The organism is Hymenobacter profundi (genome assembly GCF_019334315.1).
GTDB lineage: Bacteria > Bacteroidota > Bacteroidia > Cytophagales > Hymenobacteraceae > Hymenobacter > Hymenobacter profundi.
Genome location: NZ_JAHWGL010000009.1, coordinates 71,576 through 88,514, shown reverse-complemented (window position 1 = coordinate 88,514; position 16,939 = coordinate 71,576). Strand labels below are relative to the sequence as shown.

Here is a 16,939-nt window from a genome sequence, read left to right as displayed (position 1 = left end):
ATATCCTTTCTACGATTAGCCTATCAAGTAGGTAGTTCTGCAACAGCCACGGTGAATTGTCAGATGTTATAGGGCTTCCTTTCTATGTCTGCTCCGCGGCCTATGTCTGCTCCGCGGCTCGTTGAGCTAGGCGCTGCACCTGTTTATGGGTGAAGCGGCAGCCGCGGCGTGTACGAAAGCCCATCTCTTCCAACTCCTGCGCAATCTGATTATAGCCGTGGCTTGGCGGTTGCCCTCGTGGGTGCGCACGTTCTGCTGTCGACTGGCCAGGCCGTGCGCATGGGCTGCCGGCGTCAAGTTGGCCAGAGTACCCAGCTGCTTCCCCTGGGCCTTGAGTACCTGCAAGGCCCGGCGGGTGCGCTCGCTGATCATGTCACGCTCCTGCTCCGCGAGGGCCGCGAAGATGTGCACGGTGAACTTGTTGGCCTGGGGCTGATCGCAGGCCACGAACTCCACCCTCGACTCCATGAGCGAGGCAATAAAGGCCACGTTCCGGGAGAGTCGGTCGAGCTTGACAATGACGAGCACCGCCCCGCGACTCTTGGCCAGCTGCACGGCTGCCCGCAACTGGAGCCTGGCCGCCGTCTTGTCGCTCTCGACTTCTACGAACTCCCCCACCACGGCTTCTTCCTTCACGAAGCCTTTTACCATCTGCTGTTGCGCAGCCAGGCCCAAACCGCTCTTGCCTTGCTGGAGAGTGCTGACGCGGTAGTAGGCAACAAAGGGCATCAGCAGGGGGCAGTTGAGGAAGGAAATGGAGCAAAGATAGCAGCTTGGACATTTTCCAAACGTCCCCCGTAAAGTGCCCAAGGTACCGCTATCCCGCCTCCGTCAGGTAGCCTTGAACCACGTGAGAAAGTATTAGCTACTAGAACATAAGCTGTAGAAGGAATGGCTAACGCTACGATACTAAGTAATGGCTAATCTGCTATTACCTAGTATAAGGAAAGCAGTAAATAATATAAATAGTACAATATAATGTTGACCACTATTCTTTTGCACACTGATATAGCTGTAATTTGTTATACAACTGCCCTTTATAGTGTGCTTGGTGTTAGTATGACGGCAGCTAAAATGAGTATTTATCCGCTATTCTATGAAAGCATTTCTACATTGGCTTTGCTTGTTCTTGTTCCCCCTATCCAGTCTGGCGCAAGTAACCTCTGACTTCACCCTACGCAATCTGCTGTGGACGCCGCTGAACAAACCGCAGGACGTTAGTGTCGATGATCAGGGACGCATGTACGTGCTAGACAGCGGCTATATCACGCAACTGGATAGCCAGGGAGTGTATAGCCGGCGAATAGCCCTTACGAGTCCCGACCCGGCTAAGACCGGCAGCACGGGCACTGCCCTGGCCCTGGACGGAGCGGGTAACTTCTACGTGGGCGACCGGAAGTATGGAGAAGTCCGAAAATTCAGTCCGGACGGTCACCTGTTGTTGGCCTTCGGACAAGTAGGGCAAGGCCCCGGTCAGATAGAGCAACTACAACGCATTGCAGTCGATATGACAGGCAATATATATGTCGTTGACAAGCGACGCGTACTAAAATTCGATGCGCGCGGGCAGCAGCAATGGCAGTATATTCCTTCGGGCTTGCATTACGGAATGGCCGTGCGTCCCGTGGACGTAGAACCAGGTGTGGACGGCAGCTTATTTGTTATACAAGATAATTTCGCCCTGCTCCAACTGGATCCAACGACAGGAGATAGTCTGCAAACGATCCTTTCGTCCCGTATGGGCAACACCTACGACGGAACTTTAGTCCGGGATGCACAAGGAAATATTTATACACGTAATCCTAACAGTGGCCCGGTCCCTATTTATAAATATTCGTCGGAAGGCCGTTATCTGGGCAGCATTGGGTCCGGTATGTTCAACTACTCGTCACCCACGGCCTTGGCCGTTGACCGCAGAGGCAATCTTTACGCAACGAATCATCCGGAACCCCTTTCCAATACCAACAAGCTCTACAAGTTTAATGCGGCGGGGGAGCAGGTAGGGCAGTGGGGCCGGTCAACTAATATCGAAAGCATCGTCTTTGACCGGGTGGGGAACCTGTGCGTGGCGGACAAGCAAGGGAGGCAGATTCTCAAATATGATGCGAACGGCCGGGAATTATTCCGCTTCGGCAAGTATGGTACGCAACCGGGTACCTTCGGCCAAATCAGTGGGTTAGCATTAGACGCGCAGGATAATATCTATGTACTGGAGTCAAAAGATCAAGCCATTCGAATTCAAAAATTTACGGCTCGGGGGCAGTTTTTGAAGGTCATCGAAGTGGCCCATCCTAATGGCAACTCTACTTGGCTGCCGAGTATGGCCGTTGACCCCGTAGGCTGTTTGTATGTGGTCGACGTTTGGCGCGAAAGTGTGATCAAGCTGGATCCGCAAGGGCAGAAACTGGCCGAGTTCGGAGGACCTGGTAACCAGACGGTGCACTTTCAGCGTCCTTGGCAGGTAGCAGTGGATGGGCGAGGCGGTGTGTATGTGGCAGACCGGGCCGGACGACGCGTGCAGAAACTCAGCTCGACCGGCCAGCTGCTGCGGCAGAACGAAACGGGGGGCACCGGGATGGATAGAGGAGAGGCCAATGTGGGCTTGAGTGTCGATGCAGCGGGCACCGTGTTTCTGAGCAACGCGGTCGATAACCAGGTCGTCATGTTTGACCCAGCAGGAAAGCTGGTTCGAACTATACCCGGTACGTTTGACTACCTGGGCCGGGTAGCTGTCAACCGCCAGGGGACGCGGCTGCTCCAGCTGGAGATGTACTCGGACTTAGTCAGCTCGTATGAGGCCCCTGCGCTACCCGGAAAAGGAGAAGTACGGGTGCAGGGACGCATTTTCCAAGACCTGAATCAGGATTGCGTAGCGCAGCCCGAGGAGCCTGGTCTGGCCGGTATTGCCGTCGTAGCCGAGCCCGGCAGCTATTATGGTATCTCGGATGACGATGGTTTCTATACCATCGCCACCGACACGGGCACCTACACCGTGCATCAGTTATTGCCCACGGAAGTGGGGCGCACTCTGCAGCTGAGCTGCGTGACGGCGGGCGCCGTACGTATTCCCGCGTACGGTACCACCGCACCAGGACCCAACTTCGGCAACCTGGTTTCCCTCACCCCACATCTGACAGTACAAGTCGCCTCCAACCGCCGCCGCCGCTGTTTCCGCAATCTCACGACCGTGACGTACGCCAATACCGGCTTCGCCGCGGCCGCAGACGCCAAAGTGCGGGTTGAGTTGCCCGCGCACGTTCTCTTCGTCTCGGCGGATGTGCCGCACACCCGCACCGCCCAGGGCTACTACGAATTTGCTGTGGGTACGCTCCAGCCCAACCAGCGCGGCACCATCACAATCCAGGACTCCGTGGCGTGTGACAACCCGGACATCCGCGGCCTGACGGTGTGCACCAAAGCGTGGATTACGCCCCGCAATACCTACTCGCCGCCTACCCTCTGGAATGAAGCCTCCATGATGGTAGGCGGCGCCCTACAAGCCGATCAGCAAACCCGGTTTGTCGTGCAGAATACGGGGCGGGGGGCGACGACCGATAGTCTGTATCTGCGCGTCTACCAGGACACTGAGCTGGCCCTGCGGCACCCCTACCGCTTGGCCGCCGGCGACAGTCTGGTCCTGCGTGTACCGGCTACTGGTCAGGTAGTACGGGTGGAGGCCGATCAGCCGACCGGCCATCCCTTTGCCACCACGGCCAGCGCCTACGTCGAACTGCCCAGCCCGGCGGGCTCGCCCAGCGCAGCGGTCCTGGCCTTCCCACCCAACGACGAGGGGCCCGAGAAAGCCCAGGATTGCCAGCCCATCGTGGACTCGTTTGACCCCAACGACAAACAAGTCGTTCCGGCCGGGCTTACGGCCCAGCACTACACGCCCACCAACACCGCGCTGCGTTACCAGGTTCGGTTCCAGAACACCGGCACGGATGTCGCCTACCGGGTGGTCGTGGTGGATACGCTGGCGACCGAGTTGGACCTGAGCACCTTGCAGGTGGGGGCGGCCTCCCACTCCTACCGCCTGAGCGTATCAGGCAAGACGCACCCCGTCCTTACTTTCACCTTTGACAATATCCTGCTGCCGGACAGCAGCCACGACCAAGTGGGCAGCAACGGTTTTGTGTGCTTCAGCCTACGACCGAAAGCGGGCTTGGCTCCGAAAACGCGCATTAACAACTTCGCCGATATCTTCTTTGATTACAATGAACCCGTCCGGACCAATACGACGCTCAATCGCATCTACGATATTCCGCCAACCATAGCGTCCGCAGCACAACTGCAGGCGCAGGAGGTCATCGTCTCCCCGAGTATCCGCAGCTTCTCACCAGCACAGGGTCGGGTGGGCGCGCTCGTCACCCTGCAGGGTAGCCATTTCTCGTCGCGTCTGGCCGACAACCAGGTGCTGTTTCAGGGGATACCAGCCGCTGTGCTACGTGCTACGGCTACGAGCTTAACGGTACGCGTCCCGCCGGGGGCCACCACCGGAACGGTGCAAGTTATCACGAGCGATGGCGCGGGACGTAGTGCGCAGAAGTTTACCGTATACCAGCCTCCACTACTACATGCGGTAGTACCGGCGGAAGGAAAGCCCGGTAGCACGCTGACGCTGACCGGGGAGCATTTCTCGCCGGTGGCGGCCCACGATACCGTCTGGTTCAACGGTGTGCTCGCCCCCATACTGCACGCCACGACTACGTCGCTGCAGGTAACGGTCCCTACTGGAGCGACTACCGGTAAAGTTCGGGTAGCGGCCCTAGGCGGCCAGGCAGAAACAGCCCAGGCGTACGTTATATGGCATCCACCAACCATTACGGCGTTCAGTCCTGTGCGCGGCAAAGCCGGTACGATGGTGACCCTCGTCGGCAATCATTTAGGTTCTGCTGCCCGCACTCGGGTGGACTTCGGTGGTCGGGAAGCGCAGCTGGTACAGGCAACTCCTACCCAGTTGCTGGTGCGAGTACCTACTGATGCGGAAACCGGCTTGCTGCGGGTCCAGACACCGGGCGGATCCGATACCGCGGGCACGGCCTTTACCTTCCTTCCGGCCCCCGTTATCACATCCTTCGCTCCCATACAGGGGAGCGTGGGGGAACTCGTCACGCTGACGGGAAAAAATTTCCTCGTGGAGGGTAAGCCCGACACCCTGTTACTGGGTACGCACCCCGTAGCGGTGCTAGCCACCACGGCCACTAGCGCCGTGATTCGGGTACCGAAAGGCGCCCGCACGGCCCCCTTTGTCATTGTCGGCAGCGGCGGTAGTACCCGTAGTAACCAGCCCTTTACCGTCCTCGATCTTAGTCCTGCCGAAGCGATTACGGTGTACCCCAATCCGGCGCAGCGCGATGTTACCCTGGACTGGCGGAAAGCCGATTTCTCCCTGGAACGCGTACAAGTGTACAATACCCTGGGGAGTCTGATTGCGACGGTTGATTTGCAAGCGGAGACCGGATCCCGTCACCAGCTACACTTTGCGGATCGGCAGACGGGGCTGTACTGGTTGGTTATTCACACATCGCGCGGCCTTGTTACAAAACGCGTGATGGTCTACTAGGACGCGTGAGCAGTAACCCAGTTGCCTACTACTTAGCACATCTGCTGCCAGCGCCCATGACCCGCGGTTGGGAGTAGCCTACGCGGGCTACTCTTCGGGGGGAGCGACGTTGAGTGGGAGCAAGAGCCGGAAGACGGTCGTGGCCTGAAACGGCTGCCCCCGACGGGTACAGTACCCGGAAGCAGTGAGCTTGTGGGCAATCTGCCAGAGCGTGTGCCCGGTGTCGTGCAGCAGCTCGGCCAACTGCCGGGCCTGCTGATTGGCCGGATGCTGGCGGGCGTTGCGCTGCATGGTGGCCCGCCCCTGGGCCCTGACCGCGGCCGTGAAGTTCTGCGGTGAGCCGAGTTGGGCGCCGCGGGCCTTTTTGGCTTGCAGTGCGTCCTTCGTGCGCTTGGAGATGGTCTCGCGCTCGTGCTGGGCAATCACGGCAAACAGGCCGACGGTGAGCGTATTCGCGTCGGGCATGTCGCAGCAGACGAAGTCCACGCCCGAGTCGCGCAGGGCGAAGATGAAGCCCGCGTTGCGCGAGAGGCGGTCGAGCTTGGCGATGAGCAGGGTGCTGCCCGTGCGCGGGCTTCGGCAATGGCGGCTACGTGCAGCCATGCGCCGCCAGGGGCTACACGCGTTGCAACCCAAAGCGTTTATGCCGCGCACGACCGACTCGACCCACGGGCTACGCTGCGCGCCCAACCGACTGCTCGATCAGCCCAAGCCGACGCAAGCCAACCGGGTCTGGGTCAGTGACATCACGTATTTGCCGCTGGCCAATGGCGACTGGGCCTACCGGTGCGCCTTTCAGGACATGGCCAGCAAGCAGGTGCTGGGCTGGCACGTGATGGCCACGATGCCCGAAGAACTGATTAACACGGCTTTGCAGCGGGCTTTTTGGGCGCAGCCATCCACGCCCGGCTTGCTCTTGCACTCGGACCGGGGCGGGCAGTATTGCGGCAATGCCTACCGTAAACTGCTGCACGACCATCACGTCCTGCGCTCGCAGAGTCGCCGCGGCGACTGCTACGATAACGCCCAAGCTGAGAGTCTGTGGTCGCGCCTCAAAACGGAGGTGCTTGAACTACGCGAGCGGCCCGTGTTTGCCGACTTGGCGGATGCACAGCGCAGCGTCGCGGACTATTTTGATTACTATAATCACCAGCGACTGCACTCCAGCATCGACTACCAGATACCGTATCACACTCATCAACAGTTGCTTCCACTTAGCACCCTGAACTGTCTAGCGTAATCGGGCCACCTCACAATTGCTTCTACTCTTTTCTGTCAGGGGTGCTATCTTGCCGTCTTCCTTCCAAGTATCCCTCTCCATGCCCGACGCTACCCTCACCCTCAGCGAGCTGCGCACCGAAAACGAGGTCCTGCGTGCGCACGTTCAGCACCTGCTGGCTCGGCAGGCAGTAGACGCCGGGCCACCCGCGCCTGATGACCGCTACGAGCAGAGCCAGGTACGCTTTCGCACCGTGTTCGAGCAGTCGCCGCTGGGACAGAAAATCATTAATCCCGATCTGACCATTCGCCGCGCTAACGCCACGCTGGTGACCATGCTTGGCTGCTCGGACCCCACGCAAGTCGAAGGGCAACCTATTCTTAATTTTGCGCATCCCCACTTTCGTGCCGACTGGCATCACTTACAAGAGAAATTATGGGCGCACAAAATGCCCTACTTCACCCTGGAAACCTGTTTAGTACGGGCAGATGGGTCTTCGTTCTGGTGTCAAGTCCACTCGATTCTGTTTACAGATGAGGGCCAGGAGTTAGGCTACACGACCCTGATTGATATTACGGCCCAAAAACAGCTGCAAGACTCGCTCCAACGCCTCTACGATGCCCAGGAGACGATTCTGCACCTGGTGGCCCACGACGTCCGCACGCCGCTGGCGCACATTCAGCTGGCCGTGCAATTGCTGCATCGTGATCCAGGCGCCACGGACTCGGCTGAGTATTTGGCCCTCATCGACCAAGCGTGTGCGCAGGCCCACGCCATTCTGCAAGATGTGCTCTATATCGGGCAGCTCGACACCACACGTCTAGTGAAGCAATCGACTAACTTACAACCCTACCTGACGGCCCAACTGGCGGCGCACCGTCTGGCGGCCCAAACCAAAGGAATTGCGTTGGAATTGGACCTGACAGCGCAGGCAGTGCACGCGCCCCTGCACCCTAGCAAATTTGGGCGTGCGTTGGACAATCTGCTCGCCAATGCCCTCAAGTTCACCCCCGCCGGCGGGAGCGTGACCTTACGTCTGCGCGAGCACGCCGGTCGGCCGCGCTTTTCCGTGCAGGACACGGGCGTGGGCATTCCCGCCGAGTACCAGCAGCACCTATTCGACAAATTCAGCAAGGCCGCCCGGGAGGGGCTGGCCGGGGAGTCAACAACGGGGCTGGGGTTATTCATCACCCAGCAAATCGTGCGCCTACACGGCGGTACCATCTGGGTAGAAAGCCGCGAAAACGAGGGCACCACCTTTTTTATTGACTTATGAGCGGCCAGCCGTAGTAGCAGCGGGTGTTGTACCCGTTGAAAACGGTACTGAGCAAACCTTCTAGAACAGTATACATGCGTTATAAAGTACAAAATTAATACACAGGCAACTACTTTACAGATCCTTATTTATTCTGTAAATCAAATAGTTAAAGAGATAATAGAGCCGTATAGCGTTCATTAAACTAAAGTGGCTGTTGCAGAAGTCTGTCACTGGCTCTACTGAATGAAGTGAACAGCTGGGTGACGCCAACAAAGGCTCTTCTTACCGTCTTTCCACTAGCTGAGTATTCGCTTTTGCACGGAATAGGCCCGAATAAAGAGTTTGCAGCAACCCGATTCCCTCGCCCCAGCTTGGGGTGGTGTGCCTGCTTTCAGCTAGAGCTTATCGAGCCGTTGATGCCACATAGGCTATCGGGCTGTTGGTAGAGAGGCTGAAAAGAAATATGGCGGGTCACATAAGGGCATACCCCCCGCCTGGGGCGGGTTTTTCCTTACTAGCAGGCCCTACCCTCTACGGGCAGTAAGCTGCACGTTAGCAACGGCAAGGTCCGTTCTGCGTGTAAGGAGGGTATCCACCTCCATCCTAGTGTTATGAAAAAAGATGCCCAGCTGAGCCGCCGGCAAGTGATTAGTGGCCTGAGTGCCAGCCTCGCCGTGGCCGCGGCGGGCTCCGTGCTCGGCGCCGAAGCCGCTACCCGTCCTGGGGAAGCCAGGGCTGTTCCCTTGCCAGACCCCACCACTGCCTACCCGAAGCCACCCTATAAAAGCCAAAAGCAGCCCTGGCCGGGTCTAACCAGTCAGATGGACCCTGTGCCCGACCACGGTGAGAAAAGCTATAAAGGGTCGGGCCGTTTAAAAGGCCGCAAAGCCCTGATTACGGGCGGCGACTCGGGCATGGGCCGGGCCGCAGCCATTGCCTACGCCCGCGAAGGCGCCGACGTGGCCATCAACTACTTGCCCGCCGAGGAAGCCGACGCCAAAGAAGTACTTGCGCTTATCAAAGCCGCCGGCCAGAAAGGCGTGGCCCTGCCGGGTGATTTGCGTGACGAAGCATTCTGCCAAAAGCTAGTAGCTGACGCCGTCCGCCAGCTCGGCGGCCTCGACATCCTGGTTAGCAACGCGGCTCGGCAGCAGACGCACGAGTCCATTCTGGACCTGACCACGGAGCAGTTCGATTGGACGATGAAGACCAATATCTACGCGCCGTTCTGGCTGATTAAGGCGGCGCTACCCCACCTCAAGCCTGGTTCGGCCATCATTGGCACCTCTTCCGTGCAGGCCACCGAGCCCTCGGCCAACCTCTACGACTACGCCCAGACCAAGGCGGCGACCACCAGCTTTGTCCGCTCATTGGCCAAGCAGCTCGGGCCAAAGGGTATCCGCGTCAACGGCGTGGCCCCCGGCCCCATCTGGACGCCTCTGCAAGTGAGTGGCGGGGCCACCCAAGAAAGCTTGGTGAAATTTGGCGGCGACACGCCCCTGGGCCGCGCCGGCCAACCGGCCGAGCTGGCGGGAATCTATGTGCTACTGGCCGACCCGCTGGCCAGCTACGCCAACGGCCAGATCTACGGCTCGGCCGGCGGCGACGGGTTGCCATAGCAATCATTAATGCAACGCTTGCTGGTTCGCTAGCAGCGGGGGCATAAGACCGACCTAAAGAACGTGCTTAGCAGAGGCGCCAGCATTTGTTGGGGCCTTTTCTTTTGTAAGATTCTCTCCGGGCCGTCAGAATCGGTTAATCACGAACTTGGCAACGTAGTCAGCCCAACACGATTCGCTCAAGCGCCATCTCTGATCCGATCAGGTCGGCTAGGCTACGCAGCACACGGGTGGAATTTCTTTGGCAATCGGGTTCTTGGTTCGGAGGGACTGGTTCCGGTGGGAACACGCTTCGTCCCCATTTCCGGTTTTACGTAGCAGTAGTTCTTTTCCTCTCTCATGCACACCGAAGCTTCTCTTGCCGGCTTACAGTACACCCTATTTGCGCCGGATACCCAACCCGTAACGGCCACGCTGCTGCTGCTGCACGGTATGGCAGAACACCACCAGCGCTATGCTGCCTTTGCCCAGTACCTCACCACGCACGGGGTGGCCGTGCTGGCCTATGATCAACTCGGGCATGGCCGGACTGCCCCAACCAACGCAGAACGGGGCTTCTTTCAGCTCGACCACCCCGTCGAGCGCCTCGTCCAAGACGCGGCGCACATGGCCACTACACTGGCCCGCTTGTTTCCCGCCGTGCCGCACTTCGTACTGGGCCACTCCATGGGCTCCTTTGTCGTCCGCTGTCTGCTCCAACAGGCGGGCAGTTGTTTCCAGGGAGCCATCCTGATGGGAACCGCGGCTGCGGTGCCGGGAGCTAGCCTGGCGCGTGCGCTCCTAAGCGTATTGAACCAGCTCGTTCCCCGGCACCGCACGAAGCTGCTCAATGCTTTTTTTGGGTGGGTAAACAACCGCGCGTTTAAAGAACCAGCACCCAATGATTCGCTCAAGTGGTTGAGTGCCAACCAGCAGAATCAGGTAGCGTATCTACAAGACCCCTTGTGTGGCATACCGTTCACCAACAATGGCTTTTACACCTTGCTCAGCTTGATGAAGCAAGCCACGGAAGGACCGTGGACAAGCGGCATTCCCGCTGTGCTGCCCGTGTTGCTCGTGAGTGGCGAAGACGACCCGGTCGGCCAGTTTGGTCAGGGCATTCGCCGCGTGGCGCAGCAGTTAAGGCAAGCCGGCTTTGCGCAGGTGCAGCAGATACTCTACCCGGGCCTGCGGCACGAGATTCTGCAAGAAGCGAGCAAGCAACAGGTGTACGACGATGTAGCCACCTGGATTAGTGCCCGGGTGGTGCAAGTACCTCCTAAGCATGAGGGGGAGCGCACTAACAATTGGTGTCACCTCCGTCCATAAGGTGGCCAAGCGCAGAAGCTGCCTGGCTGCATCTCCAGTAGAGTACTCCCGACGAACAGTCACATCAGATTGTTTTCTACTTTCAACTGAATTCTACAACAGCCTCCATACTTCCTGTAGCGTCTAATGACACGGCAGTGTGCTTATATAATTTAATGTCGGGGAAAAGAAATATCATTGTTATTGGTGCCTCCGCAGGAGGGTTTGAGGCCATTAAACAACTTGTTGCCGCCTTACCGGCCGATCTGGATGCCGCTATTTTTGTCGTATGGCATATGTCTGCGGATGTAACGGGCATGTTGCCGCAGGTATTGAACCGGCAAAACACGCTATTGGCCACCAACGCTATTGATAACGAACCAATTAGTTGCAACCATATTTATGTGGCCCCACCCGACAAGCACCTGCTGCTAGAGAAGGGTGTCGTACGGATCAGCAGAGGGCCGAAGGAAAATCGGTTTCGTCCCGCCGTTGACCCTTTATTTCGGTCAGCTGCCGAGAGCTATGGCGCCCGGGTCATCGGCATTATCTTATCCGGCGCCTTAGATGATGGCACGGCCGGCCTATGGACGATAAAAAGCCGAGGCGGCATCGCCATCGTGCAGGAGCCAGCTGAAGCAGCCTTCCCCTCTATGCCCGAAAGTGCCCTGGCCGCCGTAGAGGTAGATTATCGGGTGCCGATTGCCGAAATGGCTACGCTGCTGGTAAGGCTAACGGCTGAGACGGTAACCGAGGCTAGCGAAATTACGATGGAAGAGCAACGAAAAACGGCTATTGAGACGCGCATCGCCGCGCAAAACCCAGCGCTTCAGCAGGGCATCCTCACGTTGGGAACGCCAACCCCGTATGCTTGTCCCGACTGCCACGGGGTGTTGGTGGCCATTACCGATGGCGACATTATTCGCTACCGGTGCCATACCGGGCACGCGCATTCGGCCGACAGCCTGCTCGCTACCATTACCGAACAGATTGAAGACACGTTGTGGAGTGCCATTCGGGGTGTAGAGGAAAGCATTCTGCTACTCAACAACCTGGGTGACCACTATGCCGACAAAAATCAGCCTAAGTTGGCGGCCATGTATTTTAAAAAGGCACAGGAAGCCGAATGCCGAGCCGAAATAGTTCGCCAGACTGTTTTCAGTCATGAGCAGCTAAGCACGGCCAGCATTAGTACGCAGGCTGAAGATGACGAGGGGTAGCGCACTCCTGAGCAGCATAATTCTTTCAAACCTGTTTCATAGGTTGAAACCCCATTGGGGTCTGACGTAAATAAAAAAGCATAATGGAATCTACTGGTTTGATGGCCGAAAAGCCACATGGCTTTCTTATTGTGGGTCTAGGGGCCTCGGCCGGTGGCATTCAGGCGCTGCGAGAGTTCTTCCAGCGCGTGCCCGCAGATTCTGATATTGCATACGTCGTTATTCTGCACCTATCGCCCGACCACGACAGCCAGTTGGCGCAAGTGCTGCAAACGGCAGCTCACATTCCCGTGATGCGTGTGACGGAAAAGGTGCAAATAGAACCTAATCAGGTCTACGTGGTGTCCCCCAATCAGCATTTGCTGATGGAAGAAGACTTTCTGGTGCCTACCCTCAACTTGCACATAGAAGAGAGGCGGGCGCCCGTCGATATCTTTTTTCGCACTTTGGCTGATGCCCACCGGTCCCGGGCCGTGTGTGTGGTGCTATCCGGCACGGGCGCTAACGGCTCGATGGGGTTGAAGCGAGTGAAAGAAATGGGCGGTATTGCGTATGCGCAGAACCCACGGGAAGCGGAATTTAATGAAATGCCCCGCAACGCCATAGCAACCGATCTGGTGGATGAGGTACTGCCGGTGGCAGAAATTCCCGGCCGAATACTAGCCTACCGTAATAGTCTGGGCACAGTGGAAATTCCGGTGGAAGCCGAAAACCGGGCGGAGCAGCAACAGCAGGCACTGCGCGAAATATTTACGCACCTACGCGTGCGCACCGGGCACGACTTCTCCAACTACAAGCAAGCCACACTGCTGCGCCGCATTGAACGCCGCATCAACGTGCGTAGCCTAACCGATCTGCCGAGCTACGCTGCCTTTTTGAACCAAAACCCGGAGGAAAGTCAGGCACTACTCAAAGACCTGCTGATTTCAGTGACTAATTTCTTCCGGGATAGGAAGCCTTTCCAGGCCTTGGAGCACGACGTGTTGCCGGCTCTTTTTCATAATAAGAAATCGGATAGTGCCGTACGTATCTGGGTAGCGGGCTGCGCTACCGGGGAAGAGGCCTACTCCCTGGCGATGCTGGTGGCCGAACGAACTGCGGGAGTATTGGACGCACCCCGTGTGCAAATATTCGCTACCGATATCGACGAAGCCGCCATTATGGCCGCCCGCGAGGGGCTCTACACACTCAATGATGCCGCCGATGTGTCGCCTGAGCGGCTGTTACGTTTCTTTACCAAAGAAGGCGACAGCTACCGCGTTCAGCGGGAACTGCGCGAAATGGTGCTGTTTGCCAATCACAACTTCTTGAAAGACCCGCCTTTTTCGCGTCTCGATCTGGTGACCTGTCGCAATGTGTTGATCTACCTCAACACTACGGCACAGGAACGGGTGATGGAAACGTTTCATTTCGCACTACGCCCGGGCGGCTTTTTATTTTTGGGTTCTTCTGAATCCGTGGAGGGGGCCAGCGACTTGTACGCCACCGTTAGCCGGGAGGACCATCTCTACCGGGCCCGGGAAGTAACCCTACCCCATTACCCGGTACCCGAATCGGTGCCCAGCTTACAGCCTACACAACCGGTCTCCCTGACGCTGCACGAGGCGGAAAGCCGGCAACTAAATCGCTTGTCATTGGGGGAGCTGCACCAGAAGCTGCTGGAGCAATATGCGCCGCCCTCGCTGGTCGTAAACGAGGAGTACGACATCTTGCACATGTCGGAGAAGGTAGGCGGCTTTCTTGAGTTCTCGGGCGGCGAGCCCACCAAGAACCTGCTCAAGCTCATTCGGCCCGAGCTGCGCTTGGAACTGCGCTCGGCACTCCACCAGGCCGTGCAACTGCAAACCGCTATTGAAGCGCGCAATATCCTATGGAATAAAAACGGGGAACGCCAGTCGCTGACCATCCGAGTCAAGCCGGTTACCAAAGAAGGCGACACGACGAAAGGCTTTATCCTGATCTTGTTTGAGTCCAACGAACAAGATCAGGAGGAGGAAAAAGTAGTGCTGACGTCGGATGCGCCCCTCGCCCGGCAATTAGAGGAAGAGCTACTCCAGGTGAAGGCCCAACTGCGCTATTCGGCCGAGCAATACGAATACCAGGCCGAGGAGCTAAAGGCGTCGAATGAGGAATTTCAGGCCGTGAATGAAGAGTTGCGCTCAGCGGCCGAAGAGTTGGAAACCAGCAAGGAAGAGCTACAATCCATAAACGAAGAACTACGCACGGTCAACCAGGAGTTGAAAGTCAAGATTGAGGAAATCAGCGTGACCAGCAATAACCTGCAAAACCTGATCAACTCGGCCGGAGTAGCCACCATTTTCCTCGACCGTGCTTTCTGCATTCGGCTGTATACCCCGGCGGCCCAGCAGCTGTTCAATCTAATACCCTCGGACTATGGCCGCCCTATTTCGCATATTACTCATCGGCTGCAATACGACGACTTACTACTCGATGCCGAAGCCGTATTGCAAAAGCTCACGCCATTAGAGCGAGAGGTAGAAACCATCGACCACCGGTCTTTCCTGATGCGAGCCCTACCTTACCGCACGACTGAAGACCGGATTCAGGGCGTGGTCATCACGCTGTTCGATATCACCGATCGTAAGCGAGCCGAAGAAACCCTGCAAGCCAGCGAGCAGCGGTTGCAACGCATGGTGAACGTACCCAGCGTAGGTATGCTGACGTTTGACTATACCAATACGGTGCTCCAGGTCAATGATGCCTTCTTGGAGATAGTAGGGTACACCCGCTCAGAGTTTGAGGCCCGCACCTTCACCTGGCTCGACTTCACTCCGGCAGAGCATATAGAAGCCAGCCAGCAAGTAATGGAGCAGTTGCGGCAGACAGGCCGCGGCGGCCCGTACGAGAAAGAGTATTTCCGCAAAGATGGCTCCCGCATCTGGCTGATGTTTGCGTCTGCCGACCTCGGCGACGGCACCATTGCCGAGTATGCCATCGACATGAGCGCCCGCAAGCAAGCCGAAGAAGCCGTGGCCACTGACCTGGCCGGCATGCAGCGGCTGCACGAACTGCACGCCAAGCTGGCCACCGAAACCAACCTGCAAGCGGCCCTGGAAGAGCTGGTGGCTCTCGCCTGCGACTTCACCCACACTGACCGCGGCTGCGTGCAATTGGTCAGCGAGGATGGCCAGCAGCTGGAAATGTATGCCTACCAAGGCTACACCGAAACCAACCCTTTTATTCAGCACTTCCTACGTACCGACTCAGGAGCCGCCTGTGATGTGGTGCGCCGTGACCGTACCCGCCTGCTCATCGAAGATGTCGAAACCTTTGCTCCTTTACTGGGTACGCAAGACCGCGAAATTACTTTAGCAGAAGGAATTCGGGCTACGCAGTCTACTCCCCTTATCACACGTAGCAATGGCGTGATAGGTGTCCTGAGCAACCAGTTTCGCCAGCCTCACCGCCCGACCGAGCACCAGTTGCAACTACTTGATTTACTAGCCTGGACCGCGGCCGATTTCATAGAGCGGCACCGAGCTATCCAAGCGCTGGAACAGGTATCCATTGGCCTGGAGCAACAGGTGCAGGACCGCACAGCGCAGCTACACCAGAGTACGGAAACCCTGCAACGAAACCTCACCATCTTGCAGCAGGCTGAGGAGGTAGCACAGATGGGCAGCTGGGAGTACGACATTATCAGCGGCAGCATAACCTGGAGCACCGGGATGTATCGGCTATTTGGCTTACCTAACGATCAACCAATAGGCCCAGAAATCTACCTAGACTATGTTATAGAAGCCGATAAGTCTCTTGCACAGAAGCTGGTAAAACAGTTTCGTGAACGCCACGAACCGTTGGACGAAACGCTACGCCTGCAAGTAGACGACCAAGTCCATACCTTCCGGATTAAATCGGTGGTGCTACGCAATGAGCAAGGAGAACCACTGAAAATGCTTGGCCTCGATTTAGATGTTTCTGAAGTGAAACGCTTAGAAGAGGAAAATTTGCAGATGCGACTAGACCAGCAGAAAGCGTTGTTACTGGGCATTTTGGATGCGCAAGAAGAAGAGCGCCGCCGTATATCCGAATCGTTACATAACGGAGTGGGTCAACTGCTGTTCGCCACGAAACTTAACTTCAATCAAATAGCTGCTCTGGTACCACGAGATGTGTTTAAGGATGCTAACCAGTTACTAGATGAAGCTATTCAGGAAACCAGAAAGGTGTCACATGAGCTGGTTCCTGCTATGTTGAGTGATTTTGGTTTAGCTAAATCCTTACAGGACTTATGTCAGCAGTACAGCCGAACGGCCCTTCGAGTAAAGTGCGAAGTAAGCGGGTTGGAAAACCGATTGGAAACCTATTTGGAAGTTGCAGTTTACCGCATCTGCCAGGAATTGTTGACGAACGTGATGAAACACGCGGCGGCAACCAAGGCTGATATATTGCTGGCACAGGAGGATAATGAGCTAACCTTAAAAGTGCGTGACAACGGTAAAGGCATCAGCCCAGAACCCAGCGAATCGGTAGGCATTGGACTTCGCACGATTAAGGATCGAGTAAAACTATTGAACGGTACCTTTTTCCTACATATTCCTATTACTGGTGTAGGAACCCAAGTAACCATTCAGATTCCCGTAACAAGCATGAAGTAGAGTACAGGACTTGCGCTGGTGGATACATGCTTATTTCAGCTACCGCATATATGTTTCACCTAGTATGCGGTAGAACAGCCTAGTCACGCTCGCAAAGTGAGCGAACGAGACTATCTAGCTTATGGCTCACTTGTACTGTTTTCACTACCCCATT

8 protein-coding genes and 1 pseudogene are annotated in these 16,939 nt (G+C 57.0%); 7 read left to right on the top strand and 2 right to left on the bottom strand.

Features of this window, described 5'->3' with window-relative positions:
• Positions 1-126: 126 nt before the first annotated feature.
• Positions 127-729, bottom strand: coding sequence for a recombinase family protein (locus KYK14_RS04390; RefSeq protein WP_246601673.1), 603 nt, complete (start codon positions 727-729; stop codon positions 127-129).
• Between the two features lie 367 nt (positions 730-1,096).
• Here KYK14_RS04390 and KYK14_RS04385 point away from each other — a divergent pair, with 367 nt between their 5' ends.
• The gene (locus KYK14_RS04385) at positions 1,097-5,563 is read left to right on the top strand and encodes a DUF7619 domain-containing protein (protein WP_219157237.1); all 4,467 of its coding nucleotides are present in this window, start codon (positions 1,097-1,099) and stop codon (positions 5,561-5,563) included.
• 87 nt (positions 5,564-5,650) lie between these two features.
• On the opposite strand, the pseudogene KYK14_RS04380 reads toward KYK14_RS04385, so the two are convergent.
• Positions 5,651-6,124: pseudogene (locus KYK14_RS04380) on the bottom strand (recombinase family protein); the annotation flags it as partial.
• On the opposite strand from KYK14_RS04380, the gene KYK14_RS04375 reads away from it, so the two are divergent.
• The 6 genes from KYK14_RS04375 to KYK14_RS04350 all read left to right on the top strand — a co-directional run bounded on the left by KYK14_RS04375 (position 6,027) and on the right by KYK14_RS04350 (position 16,785).
• Positions 6,027-6,803, top strand: a complete 777-nt coding sequence (locus KYK14_RS04375; RefSeq protein ID WP_246601672.1) for an IS3 family transposase — start codon at positions 6,027-6,029, stop codon at positions 6,801-6,803. The pseudogene KYK14_RS04380 and the gene KYK14_RS04375 sit on opposite strands and share 98 nt — an antisense overlap.
• A 79-nt stretch (positions 6,804-6,882) precedes the next feature.
• Positions 6,883-8,058, top strand: coding sequence for a PAS domain-containing sensor histidine kinase (locus tag KYK14_RS04370; protein WP_219157228.1), 1,176 nt, complete (start codon positions 6,883-6,885; stop codon positions 8,056-8,058).
• Between the two features lie 593 nt (positions 8,059-8,651).
• Positions 8,652-9,659, top strand: a complete 1,008-nt coding sequence (locus KYK14_RS04365; RefSeq protein ID WP_219157225.1) for an SDR family oxidoreductase — start codon at positions 8,652-8,654, stop codon at positions 9,657-9,659.
• A gap of 339 nt (positions 9,660-9,998) precedes the next feature.
• The gene (locus tag KYK14_RS04360) at positions 9,999-10,967 is read left to right on the top strand and encodes an alpha/beta fold hydrolase (RefSeq protein WP_219157221.1); all 969 of its coding nucleotides are present in this window, start codon (positions 9,999-10,001) and stop codon (positions 10,965-10,967) included.
• A 155-nt stretch (positions 10,968-11,122) separates the two neighbouring features.
• Positions 11,123-12,166 (top strand): chemotaxis protein CheB, encoded by a 1,044-nt coding sequence (locus tag KYK14_RS04355; protein ID WP_219157218.1) that lies wholly within the window; start codon positions 11,123-11,125, stop codon positions 12,164-12,166.
• 83 nt (positions 12,167-12,249) lie between these two features.
• Positions 12,250-16,785, top strand: coding sequence for a CheR family methyltransferase (locus tag KYK14_RS04350; RefSeq protein ID WP_219157216.1), 4,536 nt, complete (start codon positions 12,250-12,252; stop codon positions 16,783-16,785).
• The last annotated feature ends 154 nt before the right edge of the window (positions 16,786-16,939 follow it).

Excerpts from the sequence above, each read along its gene's own strand:
- KYK14_RS04390 (WP_246601673.1), bottom strand. The coding sequence starts at position 729 with ATGCCCTTTGTTGCCTACTACCGCGTCAGCACTCTCCAGCAAGGCAAG.
- KYK14_RS04385 (WP_219157237.1), top strand. The coding sequence starts at position 1,097 with ATGAAAGCATTTCTACATTGGCTTTGCTTGTTCTTGTTCCCCCTATCC.
- KYK14_RS04375 (WP_246601672.1), top strand. The coding sequence starts at position 6,027 with ATGTCGCAGCAGACGAAGTCCACGCCCGAGTCGCGCAGGGCGAAGATG.
- KYK14_RS04370 (WP_219157228.1), top strand. The coding sequence starts at position 6,883 with ATGCCCGACGCTACCCTCACCCTCAGCGAGCTGCGCACCGAAAACGAG.
- KYK14_RS04365 (WP_219157225.1), top strand. The coding sequence starts at position 8,652 with ATGAAAAAAGATGCCCAGCTGAGCCGCCGGCAAGTGATTAGTGGCCTG.
- KYK14_RS04360 (WP_219157221.1), top strand. The coding sequence starts at position 9,999 with ATGCACACCGAAGCTTCTCTTGCCGGCTTACAGTACACCCTATTTGCG.
- KYK14_RS04355 (WP_219157218.1), top strand. The coding sequence starts at position 11,123 with ATGTCGGGGAAAAGAAATATCATTGTTATTGGTGCCTCCGCAGGAGGG.
- KYK14_RS04350 (WP_219157216.1), top strand. The coding sequence starts at position 12,250 with ATGGAATCTACTGGTTTGATGGCCGAAAAGCCACATGGCTTTCTTATT.